Origin of the sequence: Streptomyces tauricus, assembly GCF_014650955.1 — a bacterium.
GTDB lineage: Bacteria > Actinomycetota > Actinomycetes > Streptomycetales > Streptomycetaceae > Streptomyces > Streptomyces tauricus.
This window is the reverse complement of record NZ_BMVY01000006.1, coordinates 15575-39780: the sequence shown is the minus strand read 5'-3', so window position 1 is coordinate 39780 and position 24206 is coordinate 15575. Positions and strand designations below refer to the sequence as shown.

Sequence of the window (24206 nt, the reverse complement as noted above, 5' to 3'; positions counted from 1 at the left end):
TCCTTGCCGGACGGGGGCGGGGTGGGTGGGGTCGTTGCGGGTGCGGGTTGGTGGGGGCTTGTTGCGCCGTTCCCCGCGCCCCTTCAGGGAGTCGGCCCGGGCGGCGTTTGGGAAGTGACGGGCAGTGAGGGCTGAGCGCGCCGTTCCCCGCGCCCCTTCGCGGGGTCGGGCTCGGGGCGTTTTGGAAGTGCGGGCGGTGAGGGCTGAGTGCGCCGTTTCCCGTGCCCCTTCGCGGGGTCGGGCTCGGGGCGTTTTGGAAGTGACGGGTGGTGGGGGCTGAGTGCGCCGTTTCCCGTGCCCCTTAATGGGGTGTGGGGGTGTGGGGGTGTCGGGGTTCTGTGGTTGCCAGTGCTGTTGTTGTTGCCGCTGCTGTCAGCAGTAGGGCCCAGTGGGTGTGGGTGGATTGCCAGCGGGGGTCCGTCGGGGTGACGAAGAGGGTCCAATGGGGTGGGAGCAGGAGGAATGCTGTGGCCCCTGTGGCCAGCAGCCAGGTCGATATCGCCGCTCCGGGCTCGGTGGCCTGGGTGCGCCGTACGACCAGGGCCGCCGCAGCCAGGGCCAGTACCGCCGTGGCCGCCGCCTCCAGGGTCAGCGCGCCCACCGGCGGACGCGCCTCCTCCGGTACGAGGAGCAGCGCCGCCGTCCAGCAGAGCGCGGCCCACGGGGCGACCAGCGCCACACGCAGGGCGACCCGCACCGGGCGCCGGGCCGGCACCGCAGCGGTGATGTGCCGGGCCGGGTCGTCCAGCAGGAACGCCAGGCCCAGCGCGAAGACGAGCGCGGCGGCCCGCAGCGCGTAGAGGCCGACCAGTGGATCGGGCGGGCCGGACTGCATGCGCGGGATGCCGGCCAGCAGCAGTCCCACGGCGGCGGCTGCCGCGAGCGCGCGCCGGGGTAGCGCGCGCCACACGGGCGGGACAAGAGCGCGCGTCATGGCCGTCACTCCTCGCACGCGTCACCGTCCGAGGCCGCCGCGGCCGACACGTTCAGCAGTTCCGCCACTCGCGCCATCGACGTGTCGGGCGAGGTCAGCTCCGTCCACTTCGCCTTCACCTTGCCGGCGACGTCGTACCGCGGCTTCTTGAGCAACTCAGCGACGATGCGTGTCTGTTCGGCGCTCATGTTGAAGGGCTCGGTGGGCGACAGGACGAGGGCGGGGCCCGAGACGCTGTCGTCGAGACGGACGTCGCTCAGTGCGGACATCGGGTCGGAGGCGCCACCCAGCGCCAGCCACATGACCGTCACCATGCGGGCGTCGCAGACCTCGGTGCCCGCCTTCTCGTCGCCCGCCACCAGCACCGACGCGACGGCGACGGCGAACTCGGGGATGCGGTTGCCACCCCAGTCGGTGCGGACGGTCACATGGCCGGGCTCGGTGGACGGAGTGAGCGAGGTGTCGGAGTCCAGACCGTAACGGGCGTCGATGCGCTGGTCCACGGTCAGCCGCTCGCCGCCCGCCCTGCCGCCCGCGAGGTTCTGGACGCGGTCGACCACGGCGGCCCAGTCGGCGGTGCGGCCCGTCCACTCGGGGAAGGCGCAGTACGTGGACCTCCCGTGCTCGATGCACTTGCGGATCTTCTCCGGGGTGACCGACGCCCGCTCGCGGGCCGGTGTCGACCCGGCCGGGGTGCCGCTGGACTGGCCTACCGCGCCCACCAGCGTGAGGGCGAGGGCTCCCGCGACGGCCGCCTTGACGGCCGTCGTACGGCCGCCGCTGACCAGCACCGCGAGAAGGGCGATGAGCAGGACGAGCCCGACGAGGTACAGGGCGTGCCAGGCGGCGGGGCGTTCCAGCAGGTCGGAGGGGAACGGGTCGGAACCGGTCTCGGAGACCACCGGGTACAGCCAGTTCACCCAGTTGTTCCCGGCCGGGGGCGCCAGGAAGACCATGGCGAAGAACAGGAGGACGAGGAGTATCGGCGCAGCGAGGATGGAGAGGAACAGGCGGCCGAAGAGCGCGCCCAGGACGCCGAACAGCAGGACCGTCAGCGGGCCGACGGCGAGTTCGGCGGGCGAACCGTGTCCCGCCGCGCCTGGCTTGAGCGCGGCCCAGGTGAACTGGACGGTCACGCACACGGCCGTGAACAGGGCCGCCGGGACGGCGGACAGCGCATGGGCGACCGTGCGCCGCCAGGGCTCGACGACCAGGACGTCGAAGTGCCGGTCGGTGTCACGCCGACGGGAGCGCAGGACCGCGCGGTTGACGTTGAGCATGACGGCCAGCCCGATCAGCACCGGCATCATCTGCGTACCGCGGTCGACGTTCTGCAGTATCGGGAAGTCGCCCTGGAGCCGGGTGGCCTGCCAGACGATCCAGATCATGTACAGGACCGCGAGGGCGAGGAAGGACATGTTCAACCGCAGCTCGCGCGCCTCGAAGCGGGCGAGGGCGAGGACGGCCGCCCAGGGGCGCGGCGGGTGCGTCGTCCCTGCGGCCCGCGCGGGGGTCTCCAGAACCGTGCTCATGCGGCCGTCACCTCCGAGGACTCCCCGTCGAGGGTGAGCAGATAGCCGTCCTCCAGGGTCGGTTCGACCAGCTCGGCGCCCTCCGGGGGTTCGCCGACGTTACGGAAGGAGCCCGTACCGGTGCGCCAGCCAGCCCACGCGCCCGGCTCGCGTTCGGTGCTGCTCCACACCCGGCCGGCCGCCCGTGCGGTCAGTTCGGCGGGGGTGCCCTCGAAGCGGACCCGGCCGCGGACCATGACGATCACGCGATGGCAGAGCATCGCGACGTCCTCGGTCTGGTGGGTGGACAGCAGCACGGTCCGCCCCTCCCCCGCCCGGGCGATCAACTCACGGAAGCGCATGCGCTGCTCGGGGTCGAGGCCGACGGTCGGCTCGTCGAGCACCAGGAAACCGGGGTCGCCGACGAGGGCGGCGGCCAGCGCGACCCGCTGGCGCATCCCGCCGGAGAGCTTCTTTATCCGCTTGCTCCGTACGTCCGACAGCGCGACGGCGTCCAGGACCCGCCGCACCTCGCGGTGCCGTGCGGTGCGGTCCGTCAGCTCCTTCAGGATCGCCACGTAGTCGACGAACTCGAACGCCGAGAAGTCCGGGTGGAAACCGGGCGCCTGCGGCAGATAGCCCAGTGCGCGCCGCACCTCCTGCCGTCCGGCCGACGTGCCCGGGTCGTGGCCCAGCACCGTGAATGCTCCCTTGTCCGGGGGCACCGCGGTGGCCAGGACCCGCAACAGCGTGGTCTTGCCGGCGCCGTTGGGCCCGAGCAGCCCGGTGACACCCTCGCCGAGCCGCACGGACACGTCGTCGAGAGCGGCCGTTCCGCCGTAGCGGAGGGTCAGTCCGGCGGCGGACACCGTCGGTACCGAAGGAGGTGCCGGGGAAAGGTCGGACATGCGTGACTCCAGTGGGTCCCGTGGAAGGCAGTGGAAGGAGGAGGGGGAGGCGAGAGGGTGGAGGGCCCTCACCCGTCGCCCCCGTCGGAGGAAGAGGAGGAGGACGAACGCCGCTTGCCCGAGGCGAAGGCCAAGAGGACCAGGACGGCGAAGTAGAGCACCTTCAGGAGGAGCGAAGCGATCATCAGCAGTGCGGCTCCGACCAGCTTGAAGCGCCTGCGCCAGGCAACCGACATCACGCCGCGCCCCCACCCGTGAAGCCCGCGAACGGTGTGTGCGCGGAGGTCGAGTCGAAACGGTCGCGGCGGAGATAGAACAACCCGGCGGCGAGGACGGCGACCGCGCCCGCGACGCTCTGCCCCGCCACCGTGTAGGGCGCGAGGGTCCCCTCGGAGGTCGTCCACTGCGCGATCAGCAGCACGGCGATCCATGAACCGCCGACCAGGCTCGGCGCGAGGACCGGCCCCAGCCGGGGCGTCAGCGCGAGCCCGGTCGAGGTGAGCGCCAGCGCCGGCAGCAGCCAGGCCAGGGCACGCAGTCCGTACGAGGGAAGCGCGAGCGTCGCCAGGCCGTTCAGCGCGAGCGCCACGGCCAGCACCGGAACCGTGCGGATCAGCAGCAGCCGGAAGCCGTGCATCGGCGACACCACGGCCATCTCGTACGTCGGGTCGAGCACCGGCCCGTACGACAGCGCGACCCCGGCGAGGGGCAGCAGCGGGGCGAGGGCGAGGAACATCGCCGGGCTCTGGGGCGCCCCGGCGGAACTCGTCGCGAGCACCGTGAAGAACAGCACGGCGACGAGCGCGCTCAGCCACGACCGGCGCAGCACCAGTGTCGCGGCCAGCAGTCGCGCGGTGTGGTCGGCCACCCCGGCCCGTACGAGCAGGGACTCCAGGAACGCCGGCCGCGGCACGTCCAGTTCGGCGTCGAGCCGCTCCCATCCCTCGTCCAGCAGGGCCGGGTCGCTCACCTCGGCGAGGACCCCCCGGCAGCGCGCGCAGGCCATGAGGTGCGTGTCGGCCGACCAGAGCATCGGGGCCGCCAGCTCGCCGCGTCCATACGCCCGGAGGTCGTCCTCCGCGACGTGCCAGGTCATACCGCTCGGATCGCGGACCTCGTTCGTGTCGCCGTCGCTCATGCCAACTCCTCCCGCAGCTGCTTGCGGGCCCGAAGCGCCCGTGTCTTGACCGTCCCCGGCGGGATGCCGAGCAGCACGGCCGCCTCCCGGGTGGTCAGCCCGTCTATGACCGTGGCCTGCAGAACCGACCGCAGTTCCGGCGACAGCCGGACCAGGGCGCCCGCGAGGTCCCCGTGCTCCACCCCCGCGAGCACGCGCTCCTCCGCGGACACCTCCTCGCGGTGCCGCAGCCGCGCGAGCGCCTGCCGCATCCGGCCCCGGGCGCCGTCGCCCCGCAGGGCGTCGATGAGCCGCCGCGAGCCGATGCGCCACAGCCAGCCGGCCACGTCGCCCTCCTCGCGGTAGCGGGCACTGCCGCGCCACACCGCGAGGAACGTCTCCTGCACGACCTCGTCGACCGTCCCCGCGTCGGAACAGCGACCTCGCAGCCTCGCTCCGAGCCATGGCGCATACCGCCGGTACAGCTCTTCGAAGGCGCGCCGGTCACCGTCCGCCGCGATGGCCCGCAGCAGATCCCCGTCGCTTCTCGTTTCCCTCACACCCCCTCATCGCACGAGCCCCACGGATCGGTTCACGCATCCACGAGAAGTTTCCGGAATCCTGCTTCACCTTGCGGAATCCCTGATTCACCTTCCGGACGCCCGATCCACCCTGCGGACGCCGGATCCACCTTGACAGGCCTTGACAGGCACCCGTCCCTACATCACCCTTTCACTACTCAATTAGTGAAAGGGTGATGGTCGCGTGGTCGAGTACCGCATCGACCGGCGCAGCGGTGTCGCCACGTACGTCCAGATCGTCCAGCAGACGAAGCAGGCACTGCGCCTGGGCGTCCTCGAACCGGGCGACAAGCTCCCCACGGCCCGCGAGGTCGTGGAGGCCACCGCGATCAATCCGAACACCGTCCTCAAGGCCTACCGCGAGCTGGAACGCGAGGGCCTGGTCGAGGCCAGACGCGGTCTCGGCACCTTCGTGCGGCGCTCCCTGGGCTCCGCACCCGCCGACCACACCGCCCTGCGCTCGAAGCTGACGGCCTGGCTGGACGAGGCACGCAAGGAAGGTCTGGAGCGCGAGGACATCTCCGCGCTCTTCACCTCCGTACTGGACGAGAAGTGCCCTGAGGGGGAGCGATGAACAGGGACGGCGAAGGGACCGCGCTGGAAGCGGTCGGGCTGGGCAAGCGGTACCGGCGCAGGCGGGGACACGTCCTGCGGGACTGTTCCTTCCGCCTGCCCGCGGGCCGGATCTGCGCCCTGGTCGGGCCCAACGGCACGGGCAAGTCGACACTCCTGGCACTGGCCGCGGGCCTGACACGCCCCACCGAGGGCACGGTGAGGGTCCTCGGCACCACACCGGCCCGCGCCCGCGAGCGTTTCGCCTACGTGGCCCAGGCCAAACCGCTGCCGCCCCAGCTCACGGTCGCCGCCACCCTCCGCCTCGGCGCCGAACTGAACCGCGCCCGCTGGGACCGGACGACCGCGGAACGCATCGCGTACGGGCCGGAGTACGGGCGCGCGTACGGGCCTGAGTACGGGGACACGGCCGGGCGGACCGCACCGGACCTGGACCTTGACCTGGACCCCGGCCCGGACCTGGTCCGGGAGGGGGCCCTCCGTCCCGGCGACCGGATCCGCTCGCTCTCCGGCGGCCAGCGCACCCGCGTCGCCCTCGCCCTGGCCTTCGGAAAGCGGCCCGAACTCATGCTGCTGGACGAGCCGATGGCCGACCTCGACCCGCTGGCCCGGCGCGAACTCCTCGGGGCCCTGCTGGGTGAGGCCGCCGAGCACGGCACGACCATCGTGATGTCCTCGCACGTCATCGCCGAACTGGAGGGCGTCTGCGACCACCTGTTCCTCATGGGCGGCGGCCGGATCAGGCTGGGCGGCGACCCCGAACGGCTGCTCGCCGCGCACACCCTGCTGACCGGCCCCGCACGCGACCTCTCCGGCCACACCGTCGTCGAGTCGCACGGCACGGGCCGCCAGCTCACCGCGCTGATACGCACGGACCACCCGCCGACCGACGGCTGGGAGACCGCCGCGCCCTCTTTGGAAGAGCTGCTCCTGGCCCATCTGCGCAACCCCGAAGCACCGGACCTCTTTACAGAAGAGCCCGAAAAGGCCGACGAGGGCGATGAGGCCGGACCGACCGGCGGGACCGGCGATCCCGGGACGACCGCCGCGACCGGCGTCACCGGTGAGACCGGTGAGACCGGTGAGGAGAACGTGCGCCCATGACGACGACTCTCCCCGCCCCTCCGCGCTCGGCCCCCGCTCCCGGGCTCGGGCTCGCCCGGTCCCTCCTGCGGCTGCACCGGTCGGCCCTGTGGTGCTGGCTGCTGCTGGTCGTGGCCCTCGCGGCGGCGATGCTGTGGGCGTACGGCCCGGGTTACGAGACGGCCGCCGCGGACGTCCAGGAGCAGTGCCGTACGGACATCGAGGCCTGTCACTTCCCCGGCGGCCCCTGGCTGAGCCGGTACAGCGCGACCGTGGCGCTCACCACCCTCGTCGTGTCCTTCCTCCCCCTCCTGGTCGCCGCCTGGGCGGGCGCGGCCCTCGTCGGCCGAGAGCTGGAGAACGGCACCGCGCATCTCGCCTGGACCCAGTCCGTCTCCCCGGCCCGCTGGCTCGCCGCGAAACTCGCCGTGCCCGCGCTGTTCGTCACCGTCGGCGCGGCCCTGCTGGTCCCCCTGCACCGCCTGATGTGGAACGGCGGCGGCGACCTGCTGTGGACGGACTGGTTCGACGCGTACGGCTTCCGCTCCAACGGCCCGGTCGCCCTCGCGTACGCCCTCTGCGGCCTGGCCGTCGGCGTCCTCGCGGGCCTGCTGACCGGCCGTACGCTGCCCGCCCTGGGCGTCGCCGTCACCGTCATGTTCGCCATCACCCAATTGGGCGATCAGTACCGGCCGAGTATGTGGCCCACGGTCACGGTCACCGGCGCCCGGTCCCTGAGCCTGCCGGACCAGGCCCTCCAGCTCGACCGCGGTGTGATCACCGACGACGGCCTGCGCATCGGCAACAACATGGCCTGCAGCGACGCCGACGGAAGCGTGGCCGACCTGCGGAGCTGCCTGGCCCACAGCGACCTGGCCGACGTCTGGGCCACCTTTCACCCGCGGTCCCACTTCTGGCCTCTGCAGCTCACCGAGAGCGGGATCGTCCTCGCCGTCGCCGCCCTCGCGGCCACCGCCGCCTTCGTCCTGCTCCACCGTCGTACCGCCGCCGCGGGAGCCGCCGTATGAACACCGGACAGCTCTCGCGCGCAGGACTGCCGTTCCGTGCCGGACTGCCGCTGAACACCGGACTGCCGTGGACCGTGCTGCGGCTGCACCGCGCGGCGCTGATCGTGTGGGGCGTGTTCCTGCTGGCCGCCCTCGGCACGCTGGTGTGGGAGGTCGAGATCACCGCGGACGCCGTACGGGAGCGGATCTCCGCGTGCGCGGGCACCGGCGGGCTCTGCCGGCTCCGGGTCGCGATCGACTACGGCGGGACCATCAGCTGGGTCTCCACCCTCGTCTACTACAGCTTCTTCGCCGTGGCCGCGTTCGCCGCCGGCGCGCTGGTGGGGCGTGAGCTGGAGAACGGCACCGCCGAGCTGGCCTGGACCCAGTCCGTCTCGCCGACGCGCTGGCTGGCCGCGAAGCTCGCCGTGCCCGCGCTGCTGCTGGTGGCCGGCGGGACGGTGTTCGTCCTCGTGTTCCGCTGGGCGTGGACGGCCAACCGGGACCTGATGGGCGACGACTGGACGTTCGACGACGTGTTCGCCGCGCGGGGGCCCGCGCTGGTGGCGTACGGGCTGTGCGGGCTGGGGGTGGGCGCGCTCGCCGGGGTCGTGGTGCGCCGGTCGCTGCCGGCGGTGGCCGTGGCGTGCGGGGCGATGTACCTGGTCAACCACAACCTGGAGGTCCACAGAGAGGATCTGTGGCCAAAGGTCGGGGACGGGGTCCGTCCCGAGTCCCACTACTGGCCGATGCACCTTGTGGAGACCGGGATCGTGCTGGGGGTCGCCGTGGTTGCCACGGGGGTCGCCTTCTGGGCGCTGCGGCGCCGTACGGGGTGAGGGGGGTACGTACGTGCCGGTCCGGTGGGGGCCGGCCGCGCCGTTCCCCTCGCCCCTCAAAGACTGCGCCGTTCCCCGCGCCCCCGAAAGACTGCGCCGTTCCCCGCGCCCCTTTCGGGGCGCGACCCCTCCCGTGAAGCGGGGCGACGTACGGGCAGCCATGTAGACGTCGGGGAGCCTCCCCCCGATATCCCGCACGTCATGTCGCCGTAACCAGTGATTCAGACAGGCTTGCGACCCTCGGGCAATGAACCCCGGTCCGCCCGAGCCCTCGTCTCCGCCGGAGCGCGAACCCTCCTCGCAGAGGAGGAACGGAAGCCCGCACCTCCTCGCGGCGCTTCCGCCCGCTCTCTCCGACGCGCCTGTTTCCGGCCCGGCGCGGAAGAATGGGTTCATGAACCAGCCCAATGCCCAGGCGCAGGTCCAGCACCCGCAGCCGTCCGTCGGTTCCATAGCCGCCCACCGCCCGCACACCGTGGCGGCGAACGTCTCCGACCTGGAGCCCGACCTCGACGCCGACCTCGACGAGTACGAGGATCTGGTCCAGGACGGCGTCCAGCTTCCGCAGGGCCGGTTCCTCGACCGGGAGCGCAGTTGGCTCGCGTTCAACGAACGGGTCCTCGAACTCGCCGAGGATCCCAACACGCCCCTCCTCGAACGGGCGAAATTTCTGGCGATCTTCGCCAGCAACCTGGACGAGTTCTTCATGGTCCGGGTGGCCGGTCTGAAGCGGCGCATCGCCACCGGCGTGGCCACCCGCTCGGCCTCGGGCCTGCAGCCCCGCGAGGTGCTGGAGATGATCTGGGCCCGCTCGCGCGAGCTCATGGCGCGGCACGCCGCCTGCTACCAGGAGGACGTGGCGCCGCAGCTCGCGGAGGAGGGCATCCACCTCGTCCGCTGGAGCGAGCTGTCCGAGAAGGAGCAGGCGCGCCTCTTCACGCTCTTCCGCCACCAGATCTTCCCGGTCCTGACCCCCCTCGCGGTCGATCCCGCGCACCCCTTCCCGTACATCTCGGGTCTCTCCCTGAACCTCGCGGTCGTCGTGCGCAACCCGGTCTCCGGGCACCGCCACTTCGCGCGCGTCAAGGTGCCGCCGCTGCTCTCCCGCTTCCTGGAGGCCTCCCCCAACCGCTTCGTCCCCATCGAGGATGTCATCGCGGCCCATCTGGAGGAGCTCTTCCCCGGCATGGAGGTGTTGGAGCACCACACGTTCCGCCTCACCAGGAACGAGGACCTGGAGGTCGAGGAGGACGACGCCGAGAACCTCCTCCAGGCTCTGGAGAAGGAACTGATGCGGCGCCGCTTCGGCCCGCCGGTGCGCCTGGAGGTCGAGGAGTCCATCGACCGGTACGTACTGGACCTGCTGGTACGCGAGTTGAAGATCTCCGAGGCCGAGGTGTACCCGCTGCCGGGTCCCCTGGACCTCACCGGCCTCTTCGGCATCGGCGCCCTCGACCGGCCCGAGCTGAAGTTCCCGAAGTTCATCGCGGGCACCCACCGCGACCTCGCGGAGGTCGAGTCGGCGTCGCCGCCCGACATCTTCGCGGCCCTGCGCGAACGCGACGTCCTGCTGCACCACCCGTACGACAGCTTCTCCACCTCCGTCCAGGCGTTCCTGGAGCAGGCGGCGACGGACCCCGACGTGCTGGCCATCAAGCAGACGCTGTACCGCACCTCGGGCGACTCCCCCATCGTCGACGCCCTCATCGACGCGGCCGAGTCCGGCAAGCAGGTCCTCGTCCTCGTCGAGATCAAGGCACGCTTCGACGAGCAGGCCAACATCAAGTGGGCACGCAAACTGGAGGAGTCGGGCTGCCACGTGGTCTACGGCCTCGTCGGCCTCAAGACCCACTGCAAGCTGTCGCTCGTGGTGCGCCAGGAGGGCGACACCCTCCGCCGCTACAGCCACGTCGGCACGGGCAACTACCACCCCAAGACCGCCCGCCTGTACGAGGACCTGGGGCTCCTGACCGCCGACCCGCAGGTGGGCGCGGACCTCTCCGACCTCTTCAACCGGCTCTCCGGCTACTCCCGCCGCGAGACGTACCGCCGCCTGCTCGTCGCGCCCAAGTCCCTGCGCGACGGTCTGATAGCGCGCATCAACAAGGAGGTCCAGCACCACCGTGCCGGACGCCCCGCCCATGTCCGCATCAAGGTCAACTCGATGGTGGACGAGGCGCTCATCGACGCGCTCTACCGCGCCTCCCAGGCCGGCGTACCGGTCGACGTCTGGGTACGGGGAATCTGCGCGGTACGGCCGGGCGTGCCGGGCCTGTCCGAGAACATCCGCGTACGGTCCGTCCTCGGCCGCTTCCTCGAACACTCCCGGGTGTTCGGCTTCGGCAACGGCGGCGAGCCCGAGGTGTGGATAGGCAGCGCCGACATGATGCACCGCAACCTCGACCGGCGTATCGAAGCACTGGTGAGAATCACCGACCCGGCCCACCGGTCGGCCCTCAACCGGCTGTTCGAGACCGGCATGTCCGACACCACTTCCTCCTGGCACCTCGGCCCCGACGGCGAATGGACCCGGCACGCGACCGACGCCGAGGGCCAGCCTCTGCGCAACGTCCAGGAGATGCTCATAGACGCCCGGAGGCGCCGGCGTGGCACAGCAACACCTTGACCCGACGGCCGGACCCGTGGCCGGGGACGCCCTCGCGGCATACCTCCGGGCCCAGGCCACGGAATTCCTCCGCGCGCTGCGCCAGCACCGGGAGACCGGCGGCGCGGCGGCGGTGAATGGCTCGAAGGAGGCCGTGGACGCGGCGCGCTCCCTGCGCCGCTCGGCCCGCCGCATCAGCGGCACCCTGCACACCTTCCGGCCCCTGCTCGACGAGGGCTGGTCGGAGGCCATGCGCCCCGAACTGGCCTGGCTCTCGGGGACCCTGGCCCGTGAACACGCGTACGGGGCCCGCCAGGAGCGGCTGCTCGCGGCACTGCACCGGCTGTCGGGCTCGGCGGCGTTCCCGTCGCAGGCCTCCTCCGAGGTACGGGCGGAGAAGGGCCAGCTGACCGTCGGCGCGGCCAAGGCGGGCGCCCTCCTGGAGCGCCAGCTGACCCTCGCCCGGACCCGCGCCCACTCGGCGGCGCTCCAGGCACTGGGCTCCAGCCGCTTCCACGCCGTCGCCGACAACGTCGCCGTACTGGCCAGCGAGGTCCCGCTGACCGCCGCCGCGACCACGGCCGCGACGACGGCCACGGCCACGGCTTCCGCCGGGCTCAAGCCACTGGCCGCCGCCGCGGAGGACCGCCTCTGCGACGCCGTCACCGGGCTGCCCCTGGTCACCGCGGGCCATCCCTACAACTCGGAGGCCCTCGTCCACGGCCTCTCCGCCGACACGGCCCCGCAGCCCCAGGACGCCCCCTGGCACCAGGTACGCCTCCTGCTGCGCCTGCACCGCTACGCGCGCGAGGTCCTGTTCGGCGACGAAGTCCGCCTCGACGTCCGCCTGCTGAACGCGGGCAAGGCCCTGGACCGGCACCGCGACGCGGCGGAGGCGGCCGCGGCGGCGGCCTCGGCGGCCCGCACCCCACGGATCGCACCGGCGACGGCGTACGCGCTCGGGGTGCTCCACGCGGACCAGCGACACGAAGTGGAAGCGGCCAGGTTCACGTTTCAGCGGGCCTGGATGAGGGAGACGGTCGGCACTCCGTGACGGCTTGACCGACGGAGGCCGCTACGCGCGATCGGAGGCCCAGTGCACTCGAACGGAAACCCCGTACTCGTGGACAAAGACCCGGTGCTCGCGGCGGGCTGCGTCCTGTGGCGCCGCTCACCGGCCGACGGCGAACTGCAGATCTGCCTGGTCCACCGGCCGAAGTACGACGACTGGTCGCACCCGAAGGGCAAGCTGAAGTCCGGCGAGGACACGCTCGCGGCGGCTCTGCGCGAGGTCGAGGAGGAGACCGGGCACCGGTGTGCGCCGGGGCCGCGCCTGACGACCCTCCACTACGTGGCCAACGACCGCCCCAAGCAGGTGAGTTACTGGGCCGCCGAGGAGACGGGCGGCGACTTCGTCGCCAACCGTGAGGTGGACCGGGTGCTGTGGCTTTCGCCTGTGGCGGCGCGGGGGCGGCTCACGCAGCCGCGGGATCGGGAGCTCGTGGATGAGCTGGTCGCGGTTTTGCGGCGCGTCTAGCACTGCGGTGCGCACTGCCGGGCGCACTGCGTGCGGCTGGCGGGTGTTCGGCTGCGGGGGCTTCGTGGCTGGTCGCGCAGTTCCCCGCGCCCCTTGAAAGCAAAAAGACTGCGCCGTTCCCCGCGCCCCTGAAAGCGAAAAGCCAAAGACTGCGCCGTTCCCCGCGCCCCTGATGGGGCGCCTCTGTGGGTGCGGATCAGCGGGGCTCTGCCGCGATGGGCTGGGTGTGGTTCTGGGCGTCCGTGCGGGCCAGGCTTCGGGCTCTTCTTGCCGGGCCTCTCCAGCCACAGGTGCATCGGGCCAGGCAGAAGGGGCCTTGCTCGACCGTCGTCGTCCGGTGTTCCAGGGGAGTGATCTCTTCCTGTTGCGCCACGCGCCCCACCGTACCCATCGTAGGTAAACGCTTCCCCATGCCCGGCAGCCGCGTGACAACACCCCCCACCAGTCGTTAAGCGAAACGACACGACACGAGGCCCGCCCAAGGACGTCCCGGCTGGGGGTAGCAGGCGATGGTGGAGCGGCAGCGAAAACGAGGGGACGGGGCGGTCGCCCTGGCCGCGGCGGCGACGGGGCTTCTGCTCTGCGCCACCGGATGCGCGGGCGGTGGGACCGCCTCCGACGACGCCCGGGCCGCCGAGGACCCGGTCGAGGTGCTCCACGGAGCGGCCCGGAACCTGGTCCGCGCCGGTACGTCCAAGGCGCGTACGTCCATGGAGATGGCGACCGGCGGCACCCGCGTGACCATCCGCGGCGAGGGGGTCTACGACTTCGCGGACCAGGTGGGTCGGCTGAAGGTGCTCCTCCCGCAGGACCCGGCCGGCGCCGACGGCCACCGGCCCATCACCGAACTGCTCGCTCCGGGCGCCCTCTACATGAAGAACCGCGGCGCGGGTGTGCCCACCGACAAGTGGGTGCGGGTCGACACGGCCACGCTCTCCGACGGAAACCTGGTCACGGGCGGCGCGACCGATCCGTTCGCCGCCGCGGAGCTGTTGCGGGGCGCGCGCAAGGCGACGTATGTGGGCAGGACGTCGGTCGCGGGCACGGCGGTACGGCACTACCGGGGTACCGCCGACCTCGCGGTGGCCGCGCGCGAGGCCTCGGCGGGCAACCGGGAGGCGCTGCGGGCGGCGGCGAAAGGGTTCGCCACGGCGAGGGTCCCCTTCGACGTCTACCTCGACGACCAGGGGCGTATCCGCAAGGTCCGCCACCGCTTCAGCTTCGTGAACGGGCAGCAGAAGGACACGGTGGCGGTGTCCTCCACGACGCTGCTGTACGACTTCGGAGCCGCGGTCGACGTACGCCTGCCGAAGACGAAGGACATCTTCGCCGGGCGGATCGCCGGGTGAGGGAACGGTGGTGCGACGGTGACGGCAGGGCGGGAGGGCCGGACGCGAAGGGCCGGAAATGGTCCGTTGGTGCCATGCGCTGTCCGTGGACCGCTCCCTACTCTAGGAAGTCGGTAACGGCAGGAAGAGGTGATGCACGTGGCTCCGGCGCGCGGTACGGCAGTTCAGGACCACGTGGCCCTGGCCGAGATCGAGCTGTGCGGCGACTTGATCATCGCGGCCTCGGCCGCCCGCGAGGACCGTCTCAGCCCCGACCGCATCGACGAGGTACTGAAAGTGGCCGAAGAACGCTTCCCCCACCAGCCCCCCAAGCCCCCCAAGCCCCCCACAACCTAACCACCCCACCCACCTAAGGAAGGGGCCGGGGGCGCGGGGAACGGCGCAGTCTTTCGTCGTTGAGGGGCGCGGGGAACGGCGCAGTCTTTCGTCGTTGAGGGGCGCGGGGAACGGCGCAGTCTTTCGCCCTTCAGGGGCGCGGGGAACGGCGCAATCACCCCCACTGACCCGCGCCAGAGCCCAACCCCCCGCCCGGCAAAGGGCTACGTGCGCAACAACCGCGCAATAGCCTTCGTAGCCTCCTCCACCTTCGCGTCGATCTCGGCACCCCCCTTGACCGCCGCGTCAGCGACACAGTGCCGCAGGTGCTCCTCCAGAAGCTGCAGCGCGAACGACTGCAGCGCCTTCGTGGAGGCGGAGACCTGCGTGAGTATGTCGATGCAGTAGACGTCCTCGTCGACCATCCGCTGCAGCCCCCGCACCTGCCCCTCGATCCGCCGCAGCCGCTTGAGGTGCTCGTCCTTCTGCTTGTGGTAGCCGTGGATCCCGCGATCGTGGTCGGTCACGATCTCCGCGGCACCGGCATCCGCACCGGTACCGGTACCCGTCCCCGCCGCACCGTTCTCCCCGGAGGGCGCCGTCGCGCCGGCCTCGGTGGTCGTCATCGCGTCCTCCTGCTGACTGATACCCCTACCGGGTATATCGTAACGAACTTTGCTGGGTATAGGGCCCTTGGCAGATGCCCTCGCGGGACCCCGTGCTGATCACTGTGCCCGATGGGCGACACTGGGGGGCGGCCGGTTAGCCGTGGCCGGATGATGCGCCTAGCATCAGCCTGACCGACACCGAAGCAATCCGAGGACCCCACGTGCGATTTCGTCTGACCCCCAGGGAGACGAGCTTCTATGACATGTTTGCCGCTTCCGCGGACAACATCGTCACGGGCTCCAAGCTCCTGATGGAACTGCTCGGGGCGGACTCGTCCGGCCGAGCCGAGATCGCAGAGCGTATGCGGGCCGCGGAACACGCCGGTGACGACGCAACGCACGCGATCTTCCACCAGCTGAACTCCTCGTTCATCACGCCGTTCGACCGCGAGGACATCTACAACCTCGCCTCGTCCCTCGACGACATCATGGACTTCATGGAGGAGGCCGTCGACCTGGTCGTCCTCTACAACGTGGAGGAACTGCCCAAGGGCGTCGAGCAGCAGATCGAGGTACTGGCCCGGGCGGCGGAGCTGACCGCCGAGGCGATGCCGAACCTGCGCACGATGGACAACCTCACCGAGTACTGGATCGAGGTCAACCGTCTGGAGAACCAGGCCGACCAGATCCACCGCAAGCTGCTGGCGATGCTCTTCAACGGCAAGTACGAGGCCATCGAAGTGCTGAAGCTCAAGCAGATCGTGGACGTCCTCGAAGAGGCCGCCGACGCGTTCGAGCACGTGGCCAACACGGTGGAGACCATCGCGGTCAAGGAGTCCTGACCCCTTCATGGACACCTTCGCTTTGATCGTGACCATCGGTGTCGCGCTCGGATTCACCTACACCAACGGCTTCCACGACTCCGCGAACGCCATCGCCACCTCCGTGTCCACGCGCGCGCTGACGCCGCGTGCGGCACTCGCGATGGCCGCCGTGATGAACCTCGCCGGCGCCTTCATGGGCAGCGGGGTCGCCAAGACCGTCAGCGAAGGCCTGATCGAGACACCGCACGGCAACCGGGGCATGTGGATCCTGTTCGCCGCGCTGGTGGGCGCGATCGTGTGGAACCTCGTGACCTGGTACTTCGGCCTGCCGTCGTCCTCCTCCCACGCGCTGTTCGGCGGCATGGTGGGCGCGGCGCTCGCGGGCGGGATCGATGTCATCTGGTCCGGCGTCCTGGAGAAGGTCGTCATCCCGATGTTCATCTCCCCGGTCGTCGGTCTGATCGCCGGCTATCTGGTGATGTGCGCGATCATGTGGCTCTTCCGCCGCTCCAACCCGCACAAGGCGAAGCGCGGCTTCCGTATCGCGCAGACCGTGTCGGCGGCCGGTATGGCGCTCGGCCACGGCCTCCAGGACGCCCAGAAGACGATGGGCATCGTGGTGATGGCCCTGGTCATCTCGGACGTCGAGGAAGCGGGCGACCCGATTCCGGTCTGGGTCAAGATCGCGTGCGCGGTGATGCTGTCGCTGGGTACGTACGCCGGTGGATGGCGCATCATGCGCACGCTGGGGCGGAAGATCATCGAGCTGGATCCTCCGCAGGGGTTCGCGGCGGAGACCACGGGTGCGTCGCTGATGTTCACGACGGCGTTCATCTTCCACGCGCCGATCTCGACGACGCACGTCATCACGTCGGCGATCATGGGTGTGGGGGCGACGAAGCGGGTGAACGCGGTGCGCTGGGGTGTCGCGAAGAACATCATCCTCGGCTGGTTCATCACGATGCCGGCGGCGGCGCTGGTAGCGGCGACGAGCTTCTGGCTCGTGGACGTGCTGTTCCTGTAGACGTTCGTCCGCCCCCGCCGCCCTTACCCTTCCCATCCCTGGGGCTGCGCCCCAGACCCCCTGTCGCGCTGACGCGCTCGTCCTCGAACGCCGGACGGGCTGAAGATGCCCGCCCGCCCGGTGACTCTTCAGCCCGTCCGGCGTTTGAGGACCGGGGGGTTCGGGGGCGGAGCCCCTGAGTCAGGGGCGGCGGGGGCGGGAAAGCCAACGGGCCCGCCCCCCGGTGAACCGGGGAGCGGGCCCTATCGGTCCCCGCGGTGGCACCGCCATGCAGCACCGCGAGGGGTCCAGAAGACGTACGAGGACGTCACCTCACGGACGTCGGCTCAGCCGAAGCGCCCCGAGATGTAGTCCTCGGTGGCCTGCACGGACGGGTTGGAGAAGATCCGCTCGGTGTCATCGATCTCGATGAGCTTGCCGGGCTGCCCGACCGCGGACAGGTTGAAGAACGCCGTCCGGTCGGAGACACGCGCCGCCTGCTGCATGTTGTGCGTCACGATGACGATCGTGAAGCGCTCCTTCAGCTCACCGATCAGGTCCTCGATGGCCAGCGTCGAGATCGGGTCGAGCGCCGAGCACGGCTCGTCCATGAGCAGCACCTTGGGCTCGACAGCGATCGCCCGCGCGATGCACAGACGCTGCTGCTGACCACCGGACAGCCCGGACCCCGGCTTGTTCAGCCGGTCCTTGACCTCGTTCCAGAGGTTCGCGCCCTTGAGCGACTTCTCAACGATGTCGCCCAGCTCGGACTTCTTGTAGTTGCCGTTGAGCTTGAGGCCCGCCGCCACGTTGTCGAAGACCGACATCGTGGGGAACGGGTTCGGACGCTGGAAGACCATGCCGACCTCGCGCCGCACCGACACCGGGTCGATCCCGGCGCCGTACAGGTTCTCGTCGTCGAGCATGACCTTGCCCTCGACACGTCCGCCCGGCGTCACCTCGTGCATCCGGTTGAGGGTGCGCAGGAACGTGGACTTGCCGCAGCCGGAGGGGCCGATGAAGGCCGTCACCGATCGGGGTTCGATGGCCATCGAGATGTCCTCGATGGCTCGGAACGAGCTGTAGTAGGCGCTGAGGCCGCTGACGTCGATTCGCTTGGCCATGGGGATCACTGCTTCTTTCGAGGGGGAAAACTGGTCGCTGTCTGGCCGCGTCAGCGACCGGTCTTGGGGGCCTTCCAGCGGGCGATGCCGCGAGCCGCCAAGTTGAGGATCATCACGAAGGCGATCAGGGTGAGCGCCGCCGCCCAGGCCCGGTCGTACGCCGCACCGGAGCCGCCGCTGTTCGCGTACTGCTGGTAGATGTACATCGGGAGCGAGGCCTGCGGGCCGTCGAACGGGTCCGTGTTGATGAAGGTCGAACCCCACACCAGCAGCAGCACCGGCGCCGTCTCACCCGTGATGCGGGCGACCGCGAGCATCACACCGGTCGTGATACCGCCGACGGAGGTCGGCAGGACCACCTTCATGATGGTGCGCCACTTCGGCACACCCAGCGCCAGGGAGGCCTCGCGCAGCTCGTTCGGGACGAGCTTGAGCATCTCCTCGGTGGAGCGGACGATCACCGGCAGCATCAGGATGGTCAGGGCCATCGCGCCGGCGAAACCGGAGTAGCCCATGTCCAGGATGATGATCCAGAAGCTGAGGATGAACAGGCCCGCGACGATCGACGGGATGCCCGTCATGACGTCGACGAAGAAGGTGACGGCCTGGGCGAGCCTGCCGCGCCCGTACTCCACGAGGTAGATCGCGGTGAGGATGCCGATCGGCACGGAGATCACCGTGGCGATGCCGACCTGCTCAAGGGTGCCGAGGATCGCGTGGTAGATGCCTCCGCCGGGCTCGGTGTCGGTCACCAGACCCATCGAGTGGGTGAGGAAGTAGACGTCGACGACCTTCACACCGCGCTCGACGGTCTCCCAGATGAGCGAGACCAGCGGGATGACGGCGAGGAGGAACGCGACCCAGACGAGGCTGGTCGCCACCCGGTCCTTGGCCTGCCGGCGGCCCTCGACCTTCGCGGCGATGCCGTACGACGCGGCCACGAAGAAGACCGCGGCCATCAGGCCCCATTGGATCTTGCTGTCCAGGCCGGCCGCCGCGCTGATGCCGAGACCGAGGGCGATCGAGCCGCCGGCGATCGCGTACGGGCTCCACTTGGGCAGTGTCGCGCCCTGGAGGGAGCTGGGGCGCCTGTCGTTCACTGTCTGGCTCATGCGTTGGCCCCCGAGTACTCCGCGCGGCGGGCGATGATCATGCGGGCTCCGCCGTTGACCAGCAGGGTGATGACGAACAGCACCAGACCGGAGGCGATGAGCGCGTCCCGGCCCATCTCGCTGGCCTCGCTGAACTTGCTGGCGATGTTCTGGGCGAAGGTGCCGCCGCCCGGGTCGAGCAGGCTGGCGTTGATCTCGAAACTCGGGGACAGGACCGTGGCCACGGCCATCGTCTCGCCGAGCGCGCGCCCGAGGCCGAGCATCGAGGCGGAGATGACTCCGGAGCGGCCGAAGGGCAGCACCGACATGCGGATGACCTCCCAGCGCGTGGCGCCGAGGGCCAGTGCGGCTTCCTGGTGCATCAGCGGAGCCTGCCGGAAGACCTCGCGGCTCACGCTGGTGATGATCGGCAGGATCATGATCGCGAGCAGGATGCCCACGGTGAACAGCGAGCGCGGTGCGCCGCCCTGCCAGTCGAGGATGCCGGTCCAGCCGAAGTAGTCGTCCAGCCAGCCGAAGAGACCGATCAGCTGCGGCGCCAGGACCAGGGCGCCCCACAGGCCGTACACGATGGACGGCACCGCGGCGAGCAGGTCGATCACGTAGGAGAGGGGGCCGCCGAGCTTGCGCGGCGCGTAGTGCGTGATGAACAGGGCGATGCCGACCGCGATCGGGACCGCGATGACCATCGCGATGATCGACGAGATGACGGTTCCGTAGACCAGGACCGCGATACCGAAGCTCGGCTCCGCGGCGGTCGGGTTCCACTCCAGCGTCGTGACGAAGTTGCTCTCGTCCTTGCTGATCGCCAGCACGGAGCGGTATGTGAGGAAGGCCGCGATGGCGGCCATGATCACGAGCAGGAAGATGCCCGACCCGCGGGACAGGCCGAGGAAGATGCGGTCACCGGGCCGGGTGGCCCCGCGGGCCGCGCGCTTCTGCTCGGCCTCGGAGGGTGGGGAGACGGGGGGAGGCACTGCGTCGTTCTTGGTGGATATATCCATGAGGTTCTCCGGTCTGCGGGGCCACACACTGTGCGCGGCCCCAGGCGGCGGTGCACCGGACGGCGCGCGGTCCGGCCCCAGGTTCGGGGCCGGACCGCGCGCTCAGGTCAGCTCAGGCTCGCGACGGTCGTACGGACCTTGGCGATGATCTCTTCGGGGATCGGGGCGTAGTCGTTCTCGGCCAGGATCTTCTGGCCGTCCTCGCTGGCGATGTAGGTGAGGAACGCCTTGGTGGCGGCCAGGGTGTCGGCCTTGTTGCCCTTGTCGCAGACGATCTCGTACGTGACCAGGGTGATCGGGTAGGCGCCGTCGGCCTTGGTCGCGCGGTTCAGTTCGAGCGCGAGGTCCTTGCCCGTGCCGACGACCTTGGCGTCCGCGATGGCCGTGGTGGCGTTCTCGACGGTGGCCTCGACGGGCTCACTGGCGCCCGTGTCCAGCTTGGCCGCGGCGATGCCGTCCTTGGCGTACGACAGCTCCATGTAGCTGATGGCGCCGGAGGTCTGCTTGACCTGCTGGGCGACACCGGAGGAGCCGGACGCGGACTGGCCGCCCTTGGCCTGCCAGGCCTTGCCGCCCTCGTACTTCCACTGGTCGGGCGCGGCCGCGATCAGGTACTTGGTGAAGTTGTCCGTGGTGCCGGACTCGTCCGAGCGGTGGAACGCCTGGATCTTGAGGTCGGGCAGCTCGGCGTCCGGGTTCAGCTTCTTGATCGCCGCGTCGTTCCACTTGGTGATCTTGCTGTCGAAGATCTTCGCGAGGGTCTCCGCGTCGAGGACGAGGCCCTCGACACCCGGGACGTTGTAGCCGACCGCGATCGGGCCGCCGACCATCGGCAGGTCGATGCCCTGGCCGCCGGAGCAGACCTCCTTGGAGGCCGTGACCTCTTCGGGCTTCAGCGCCGAGTCGGAACCGGCGAAGGCGACCTGGCCCTGGGTGAACGCCGTGACACCGGCGCCCGAGCCCTCGGACTTGTAGTTGATCTGGACGTCCTTGCAGGCCGTCACGAACTGCTTGACCCACGCGTCGATCGCGTTCTTCTGCGCGGAGGAGCCGTTGGCCAGCAGCTGGCCCTTGGCGTCGTCGCACTTGATGGAGCTGCTGGCGGCAGTCGTGCCGCCGTCGCTGCCGGAACCGCCGCCGGTGTCGTCGGAGCCGCACGCCGTCAGCGCAAGGGCGCCGGAGACGGCGACAGCACCGAGGGAAAGGGCGCGAAGCCGGTTCTTGCGCTGAAGCTTCACTTTCGTGAGTTCCTTCCAGAAGCCGCCGTTGCGGCGGCGTGCGAGGTCATGGGTCCTGCTTGTTCATCGACCGGTACAGGCGCTCACTTTCGTCCGCACCACGCACCGGGTAAGGCCGAAATTAGGCAGAACAGGTGAAGCCGCCGATGGCCGTGAGTGAACGGAGGGTGAACCCCTGCCGTCAGTGCGGTGAGGTCACGGAACGCTTACAGGTAGAACACGCCCCGGTCCCGACGAACGGAAGCGCGCCCTTCGCTCTCCCGCCCGCCTCCCGCACCTGGCCGGAACCCGTCGCCGCCCCTTTACCTGATCGTGGACGTAGCCGTGGGATTGCCTGACCCGGCCTGTGGAACCCGCCGGGCGGTTGACCCGTCTCGTTCAACGGGAGCACCGGGAGGCGCACATGCAACGGCGTACGTTCATAGGCGGCACGGCGGCGGTCGCGGTGACCACCGCGGTGTCGACGGCGTGCACCGGCAAGGACTCCGGACCGGGGCCAGCCGCGACGACCGGAGCGACCGGAACCGCCGGAGCGACCAGGACGGCCACATCGAGCGCCACGGCCGCACCGGCCGGGAACACCCCGGCGGCCAACCTGCGGGCACTGGCCAAGGACCTGGACGGCCCCCTGGTCCGCCCGGGCGACGCGGACTGGGCGGCGGCCCGCCAGCTCTACAACACGCGCTTCGACTCCCTGAAGCCGACGGCGGTCGCGTACGTGGCCGGCCCCGACGACATCCGTACGGCCCTCGCGTACGCCCGCGCCCACGGCGTCCGCGTCTCGATCCGCAACGGCGGCCACTCGTACGCCGGCTGGTCCTCCGGGAACGGCCGGCTGATCGTCGACGTGTCGAAGCTGTCCCGGGTACGCGCGTCCGGCGACGAGGCGGTGATCGGCGCGGGCGCCAAACTGATCGACGTCTACCGCGGGCTCGCCGCGAAGGGCGCGACCATCCCGGCGGGCTCCTGCCCGACGGTCGGCGTCTCGGGGCTGGCGCTGGGCGGCGGCCACGGGGTGGTGTCGAGGGCGTACGGCCTGACGTGCGACAGCCTCACACGGGCGACCCTGATCACGGCGGACGGCAAGCAGCTCACGGCGAGCGCGACCGAGAACAAGGACCTGTTCTGGGCGCTGCGCGGCGCGGGCAACGGCAACTTCGGCGTCGTCACGGAACTCCGCTTCAAGACGCACCCGGCCCCGCAGGGCGTGGCGGCGAACATGTCCTGGCCGTGGCCGAGGGCGGCGGCGGTCCTGGCGGCCTGGCAGGAGTGGGGGCCCGACCAGCCCGACGAGATCTGGTCGTCGCTCCACGTCGACAACGCGGCGGGCGGCACCCCCACCATCTCCGTCTCCGCGTTCTCCCTCGGCACGTACGGCGAGCTGCAGAACGCGGTGGACCGCCTCGCCGACCGCATCGGCGCCTCCGCCCGCAGCGTCTCCCTCAAACGCCGTTCCTACGAGGAGGCGATGGAGGTGTACGCGGGCTGCTCGTCCTTCTCGTCCGACGCCCAGTGCCACCTCCCGGGCCCGACACCGGGCCGCTCGCCCGAGGGAGCGCTGAACCGTGAGACGTACGCGGGCCGCTCGGACTTCTTCGACCGCTCGCTCTCGGCGGCGGGCATCGAGACGCTGCTCTCCCGCATGTCCGGGGTACGGGGCGGCACGGGCAGCATCGCCCTCACCGCGCTCGGCGGCGCGATCAACCGGGTCGACCCCACGGCCACGGCGTTCGTCCACCGCCGCTCACGCATGCTGGCCCAGTACATCGCGGCGTGGCGCCCCGGCACCTCCGGCAGCGCGTCGCAATCCTGGCTGACGGCCACGCACACGGCCATGCGCCCGCACGCCTCAGGCGCGGCCTACCAGAACTACACGGACCCCACCCTGACCAACTGGCGCAAGGCCTACTACGGCCAAGCGGCCCCCCACCTGAAATCCCTGAAGTCCCGGTACGACCCCCAGAACTTCTTCACCTTCCCCCAGTCCCTGTAGCCCCACCACGGGGGCGGGTTTCAGGGGCGCGGGGAACGGCGCAATCCTTGGCGTTTAGGGGCGCGGGGAACGGCGCAACCACCCACAGCGGACCCACACCAGCCCGCCCACCCCCGCCCACGGCCCACCTACGCCGCAAGATCCCTCTCCGCAGGATCAACATCACTACGAGCCCCGGGAATCACTTTCTCCCGAGCCCCCGCGGAGCGATCCGCCCGAACCAACCACCCCACCCGCCGAGACCGCTCAACGGCCTTGACCACAGGCGTCAACAAAGCGGTCGCGAGCGGCGAAAGCAGCAGCACGACAGCAGTTCCGAGCGCGAACCCCCCGACCACGTCGGTCGGATAGTGCACGCCCATATAAACCCGGCAGAACCCACCCAGCAGCGCAAGCCCTATCCCGACGAGCCCGAACTTCCGGTTGGCGACAAACAGCCCGACCCCCATGGCCATCATGAGAGTCGAGTGGTCGCTCACAAACGAATAGTCGCTCTTGCCGCCGATGAGAACGTCAAGCCCCTCATGGTCCACAAAGGGCCGAGGCCGTTCGACAAATCCCCGTATCGGCACGTTCACGAGTACGGCGACCCCGGCGGCCAACGGCGCCCAGATCAGCGCGGCCACGGACGAAGCGGCCTCGTCCCCACCCCGCCGCCGCACGTTCCACCAGCACCACAGCACCAGCAGAACCATGACGAGCAGGAGTCCCCACTCGCCCACGAACTCCATGACGCGGTCGAACCAGTGCGGCGCGTCTTTGGCGAGACCATTGATGTCGTAGAGCAAGTCGACGTCGGGGTTCGATCCGGAGTCGGCGAGTCCAGCCATGGTGCAACGGCTCCTTCGTCGTCATCTTTCCGACGCACCCATCGGATGCGTCGCGCCACAACCCCCGTCGTCGGCTACAAGAACAGGAACGCACACTCCCCTTCAATACGT

Annotated in this window: 25 protein-coding genes; 12 read left to right on the top strand and 13 right to left on the bottom strand. The window is 70.4% G+C overall.

The genetic code is table 11. The features are described 5' to 3' along the window. Window positions 1-301 precede the first annotated feature (301 nt). The 6 genes from IE278_RS12310 to IE278_RS12285 all read right to left on the bottom strand — a co-directional run bounded on the left by IE278_RS12310 (window position 302) and on the right by IE278_RS12285 (window position 5030). Window positions 302-934, bottom strand: a complete 633-nt coding sequence (locus IE278_RS12310; protein WP_189771623.1) for an ABC transporter — start codon at window positions 932-934, stop codon at window positions 302-304. 5 nt (window positions 935-939) lie between these two features. Further along, complete coding sequence (locus tag IE278_RS12305; protein ID WP_189771621.1) at window positions 940-2466, bottom strand: ABC transporter permease; 1527 nt, start codon at window positions 2464-2466, stop codon at window positions 940-942. Beyond that, window positions 2463-3353, bottom strand: coding sequence for an ABC transporter ATP-binding protein (locus IE278_RS12300; RefSeq protein ID WP_189771619.1), 891 nt, complete (start codon window positions 3351-3353; stop codon window positions 2463-2465). Before IE278_RS12300 ends, IE278_RS12305 begins: the two co-directional genes overlap by 4 nt. A gap of 68 nt (window positions 3354-3421) precedes the next feature. After that, window positions 3422-3592 (bottom strand): hypothetical protein, encoded by a 171-nt coding sequence (locus tag IE278_RS12295; protein ID WP_189771617.1) that lies wholly within the window; start codon window positions 3590-3592, stop codon window positions 3422-3424. Beyond that, window positions 3589-4449 (bottom strand): zf-HC2 domain-containing protein, encoded by an 861-nt coding sequence (locus tag IE278_RS12290; RefSeq protein WP_189771997.1) that lies wholly within the window; start codon window positions 4447-4449, stop codon window positions 3589-3591. The genes IE278_RS12295 and IE278_RS12290 overlap by 4 nt, the downstream gene beginning before the upstream one ends. Window positions 4450-4487: 38 nt before the next feature. Continuing rightward, on the bottom strand, window positions 4488-5030 hold the full coding sequence (locus tag IE278_RS12285) for an RNA polymerase sigma factor (RefSeq protein WP_189771615.1): 543 nt from the start codon (window positions 5028-5030) through the stop codon (window positions 4488-4490). Between the two features lie 205 nt (window positions 5031-5235). Here IE278_RS12285 and IE278_RS12280 point away from each other — a divergent pair, with 205 nt between their 5' ends. From IE278_RS12280 to IE278_RS12250, 7 genes are all read left to right on the top strand, one after another. Further along, the gene (locus IE278_RS12280) at window positions 5236-5625 is read left to right on the top strand and encodes a GntR family transcriptional regulator (protein WP_189771613.1); all 390 of its coding nucleotides are present in this window, start codon (window positions 5236-5238) and stop codon (window positions 5623-5625) included. Continuing rightward, the gene (locus IE278_RS12275; RefSeq protein ID WP_189771611.1) at window positions 5622-6728 is read left to right on the top strand and encodes an ABC transporter ATP-binding protein; all 1107 of its coding nucleotides are present in this window, start codon (window positions 5622-5624) and stop codon (window positions 6726-6728) included. Before IE278_RS12280 ends, IE278_RS12275 begins: the two co-directional genes overlap by 4 nt. Next, entirely contained in the window at window positions 6725-7735 is a 1011-nt protein-coding gene (locus IE278_RS12270; RefSeq protein WP_189771609.1) for an ABC-2 membrane transporter-related protein, read from the top strand. Before IE278_RS12275 ends, IE278_RS12270 begins: the two co-directional genes overlap by 4 nt. Then, window positions 7732-8553, top strand: coding sequence for an ABC-2 membrane transporter-related protein (locus IE278_RS12265; RefSeq protein WP_246570272.1), 822 nt, complete (start codon window positions 7732-7734; stop codon window positions 8551-8553). The genes IE278_RS12270 and IE278_RS12265 overlap by 4 nt, the downstream gene beginning before the upstream one ends. Before the next feature lie 394 nt (window positions 8554-8947). Continuing rightward, complete coding sequence (locus tag IE278_RS12260; protein WP_373311983.1) at window positions 8948-11179, top strand: RNA degradosome polyphosphate kinase; 2232 nt, start codon at window positions 8948-8950, stop codon at window positions 11177-11179. After that, a complete protein-coding gene (locus IE278_RS12255; RefSeq protein WP_189771605.1) occupies window positions 11160-12212 on the top strand; it encodes a CHAD domain-containing protein in 1053 nt (350 codons plus the stop codon). The genes IE278_RS12260 and IE278_RS12255 overlap by 20 nt, the downstream gene beginning before the upstream one ends. A 42-nt stretch (window positions 12213-12254) precedes the next feature. Beyond that, complete coding sequence (locus IE278_RS12250; protein WP_189771603.1) at window positions 12255-12695, top strand: NUDIX hydrolase; 441 nt, start codon at window positions 12255-12257, stop codon at window positions 12693-12695. Between the two features lie 196 nt (window positions 12696-12891). On the opposite strand, the gene IE278_RS42205 is transcribed toward IE278_RS12250, so the two are convergent. Next, window positions 12892-13086 carry a hypothetical protein gene (locus tag IE278_RS42205; protein ID WP_246570271.1) on the bottom strand — a complete coding sequence of 65 codons (195 nt, stop codon included), beginning with the start codon at window positions 13084-13086 and terminating at the stop codon, window positions 12892-12894. A 118-nt stretch (window positions 13087-13204) separates the two neighbouring features. Here IE278_RS42205 and IE278_RS12245 point away from each other — a divergent pair, with 118 nt between their 5' ends. Both IE278_RS12245 and IE278_RS12240 read left to right on the top strand, forming a co-directional pair. Next, entirely contained in the window at window positions 13205-14044 is an 840-nt protein-coding gene (locus IE278_RS12245; RefSeq protein WP_189771601.1) for an SCO4651 family lipoprotein, read from the top strand. A 132-nt stretch (window positions 14045-14176) separates the two neighbouring features. After that, window positions 14177-14380: a hypothetical protein gene (locus IE278_RS12240; RefSeq protein ID WP_189771599.1), complete on the top strand. Its 204-nt coding sequence runs from the start codon at window positions 14177-14179 to the stop codon at window positions 14378-14380. A 203-nt stretch (window positions 14381-14583) separates the two neighbouring features. On the opposite strand, the gene IE278_RS12235 is transcribed toward IE278_RS12240, so the two are convergent. Further along, window positions 14584-14985, bottom strand: coding sequence for a metal-sensitive transcriptional regulator (locus IE278_RS12235; RefSeq protein ID WP_189771597.1), 402 nt, complete (start codon window positions 14983-14985; stop codon window positions 14584-14586). Between the two features lie 203 nt (window positions 14986-15188). Between IE278_RS12235 and IE278_RS12230 the strand changes: the two genes are divergently transcribed. Together IE278_RS12230 and IE278_RS12225 are read left to right on the top strand one after the other, a co-directional pair. After that, on the top strand, window positions 15189-15809 hold the full coding sequence (locus tag IE278_RS12230; protein ID WP_107015224.1) for a DUF47 domain-containing protein: 621 nt from the start codon (window positions 15189-15191) through the stop codon (window positions 15807-15809). 7 nt (window positions 15810-15816) lie between these two features. Then, on the top strand, window positions 15817-16815 hold the full coding sequence (locus IE278_RS12225) for an inorganic phosphate transporter (protein WP_189771595.1): 999 nt from the start codon (window positions 15817-15819) through the stop codon (window positions 16813-16815). Window positions 16816-17141: 326 nt separating this feature from the next. On the opposite strand, the gene pstB is transcribed toward IE278_RS12225, so the two are convergent. The 4 genes from pstB to pstS all read right to left on the bottom strand — a co-directional run bounded on the left by pstB (window position 17142) and on the right by pstS (window position 21272). Continuing rightward, the gene (gene pstB, locus IE278_RS12220) at window positions 17142-17918 is read right to left on the bottom strand and encodes a phosphate ABC transporter ATP-binding protein PstB (protein WP_189771593.1); all 777 of its coding nucleotides are present in this window, start codon (window positions 17916-17918) and stop codon (window positions 17142-17144) included. Between the two features lie 50 nt (window positions 17919-17968). Next, entirely contained in the window at window positions 17969-19030 is a 1062-nt protein-coding gene (gene pstA / locus IE278_RS12215) for a phosphate ABC transporter permease PstA (protein WP_189771591.1), read from the bottom strand. Continuing rightward, window positions 19027-20034 (bottom strand): phosphate ABC transporter permease subunit PstC, encoded by a 1008-nt coding sequence (gene pstC / locus IE278_RS12210; protein ID WP_189771589.1) that lies wholly within the window; start codon window positions 20032-20034, stop codon window positions 19027-19029. Before pstC ends, pstA begins: the two co-directional genes overlap by 4 nt. A 107-nt stretch (window positions 20035-20141) precedes the next feature. Next, window positions 20142-21272, bottom strand: coding sequence for a phosphate ABC transporter substrate-binding protein PstS (pstS, locus tag IE278_RS12205; protein WP_189771587.1), 1131 nt, complete (start codon window positions 21270-21272; stop codon window positions 20142-20144). A 403-nt stretch (window positions 21273-21675) separates the two neighbouring features. Here pstS and IE278_RS12200 point away from each other — a divergent pair, with 403 nt between their 5' ends. Further along, complete coding sequence (locus IE278_RS12200; RefSeq protein ID WP_189771584.1) at window positions 21676-23265, top strand: FAD-binding oxidoreductase; 1590 nt, start codon at window positions 21676-21678, stop codon at window positions 23263-23265. Window positions 23266-23393: 128 nt separating this feature from the next. Here IE278_RS12200 and IE278_RS12195 read toward each other — a convergent pair whose 3' ends face one another. Further along, a complete protein-coding gene (locus IE278_RS12195) occupies window positions 23394-24095 on the bottom strand; it encodes a phosphatase PAP2 family protein (protein ID WP_189771583.1) in 702 nt (233 codons plus the stop codon). Between the last annotated feature and the right edge of the window lie 111 nt (window positions 24096-24206).

Coding starts and splice junctions, on each gene's coding strand:
- IE278_RS12260 (WP_373311983.1), top strand. CDS start 8,948: ATGAACCAGCCCAATGCCCAGGCGCAGGTCCAGCACCCGCAGCCGTCC.
- pstA (WP_189771591.1), bottom strand. CDS start 19,030: ATGAGCCAGACAGTGAACGACAGGCGCCCCAGCTCCCTCCAGGGCGCG.
- IE278_RS12300 (WP_189771619.1), bottom strand. CDS start 3,353: ATGTCCGACCTTTCCCCGGCACCTCCTTCGGTACCGACGGTGTCCGCC.
- IE278_RS12235 (WP_189771597.1), bottom strand. CDS start 14,985: ATGACGACCACCGAGGCCGGCGCGACGGCGCCCTCCGGGGAGAACGGT.
- IE278_RS12265 (WP_246570272.1), top strand. CDS start 7,732: ATGAACACCGGACAGCTCTCGCGCGCAGGACTGCCGTTCCGTGCCGGA.
- IE278_RS12310 (WP_189771623.1), bottom strand. CDS start 934: ATGACGCGCGCTCTTGTCCCGCCCGTGTGGCGCGCGCTACCCCGGCGC.
- IE278_RS12305 (WP_189771621.1), bottom strand. CDS start 2,466: ATGAGCACGGTTCTGGAGACCCCCGCGCGGGCCGCAGGGACGACGCAC.
- IE278_RS12225 (WP_189771595.1), top strand. CDS start 15,817: ATGGACACCTTCGCTTTGATCGTGACCATCGGTGTCGCGCTCGGATTC.
- IE278_RS12270 (WP_189771609.1), top strand. CDS start 6,725: ATGACGACGACTCTCCCCGCCCCTCCGCGCTCGGCCCCCGCTCCCGGG.
- IE278_RS12290 (WP_189771997.1), bottom strand. CDS start 4,449: ATGACCTGGCACGTCGCGGAGGACGACCTCCGGGCGTATGGACGCGGC.
- IE278_RS12240 (WP_189771599.1), top strand. CDS start 14,177: ATGCACGTGGCTCCGGCGCGCGGTACGGCAGTTCAGGACCACGTGGCC.
- pstC (WP_189771589.1), bottom strand. CDS start 20,034: ATGGATATATCCACCAAGAACGACGCAGTGCCTCCCCCCGTCTCCCCA.
- pstB (WP_189771593.1), bottom strand. CDS start 17,918: ATGGCCAAGCGAATCGACGTCAGCGGCCTCAGCGCCTACTACAGCTCG.
- IE278_RS12195 (WP_189771583.1), bottom strand. CDS start 24,095: ATGGCTGGACTCGCCGACTCCGGATCGAACCCCGACGTCGACTTGCTC.
- IE278_RS42205 (WP_246570271.1), bottom strand. CDS start 13,086: ATGGGTACGGTGGGGCGCGTGGCGCAACAGGAAGAGATCACTCCCCTG.
- IE278_RS12245 (WP_189771601.1), top strand. CDS start 13,205: ATGGTGGAGCGGCAGCGAAAACGAGGGGACGGGGCGGTCGCCCTGGCC.
- IE278_RS12200 (WP_189771584.1), top strand. CDS start 21,676: ATGCAACGGCGTACGTTCATAGGCGGCACGGCGGCGGTCGCGGTGACC.
- IE278_RS12275 (WP_189771611.1), top strand. CDS start 5,622: ATGAACAGGGACGGCGAAGGGACCGCGCTGGAAGCGGTCGGGCTGGGC.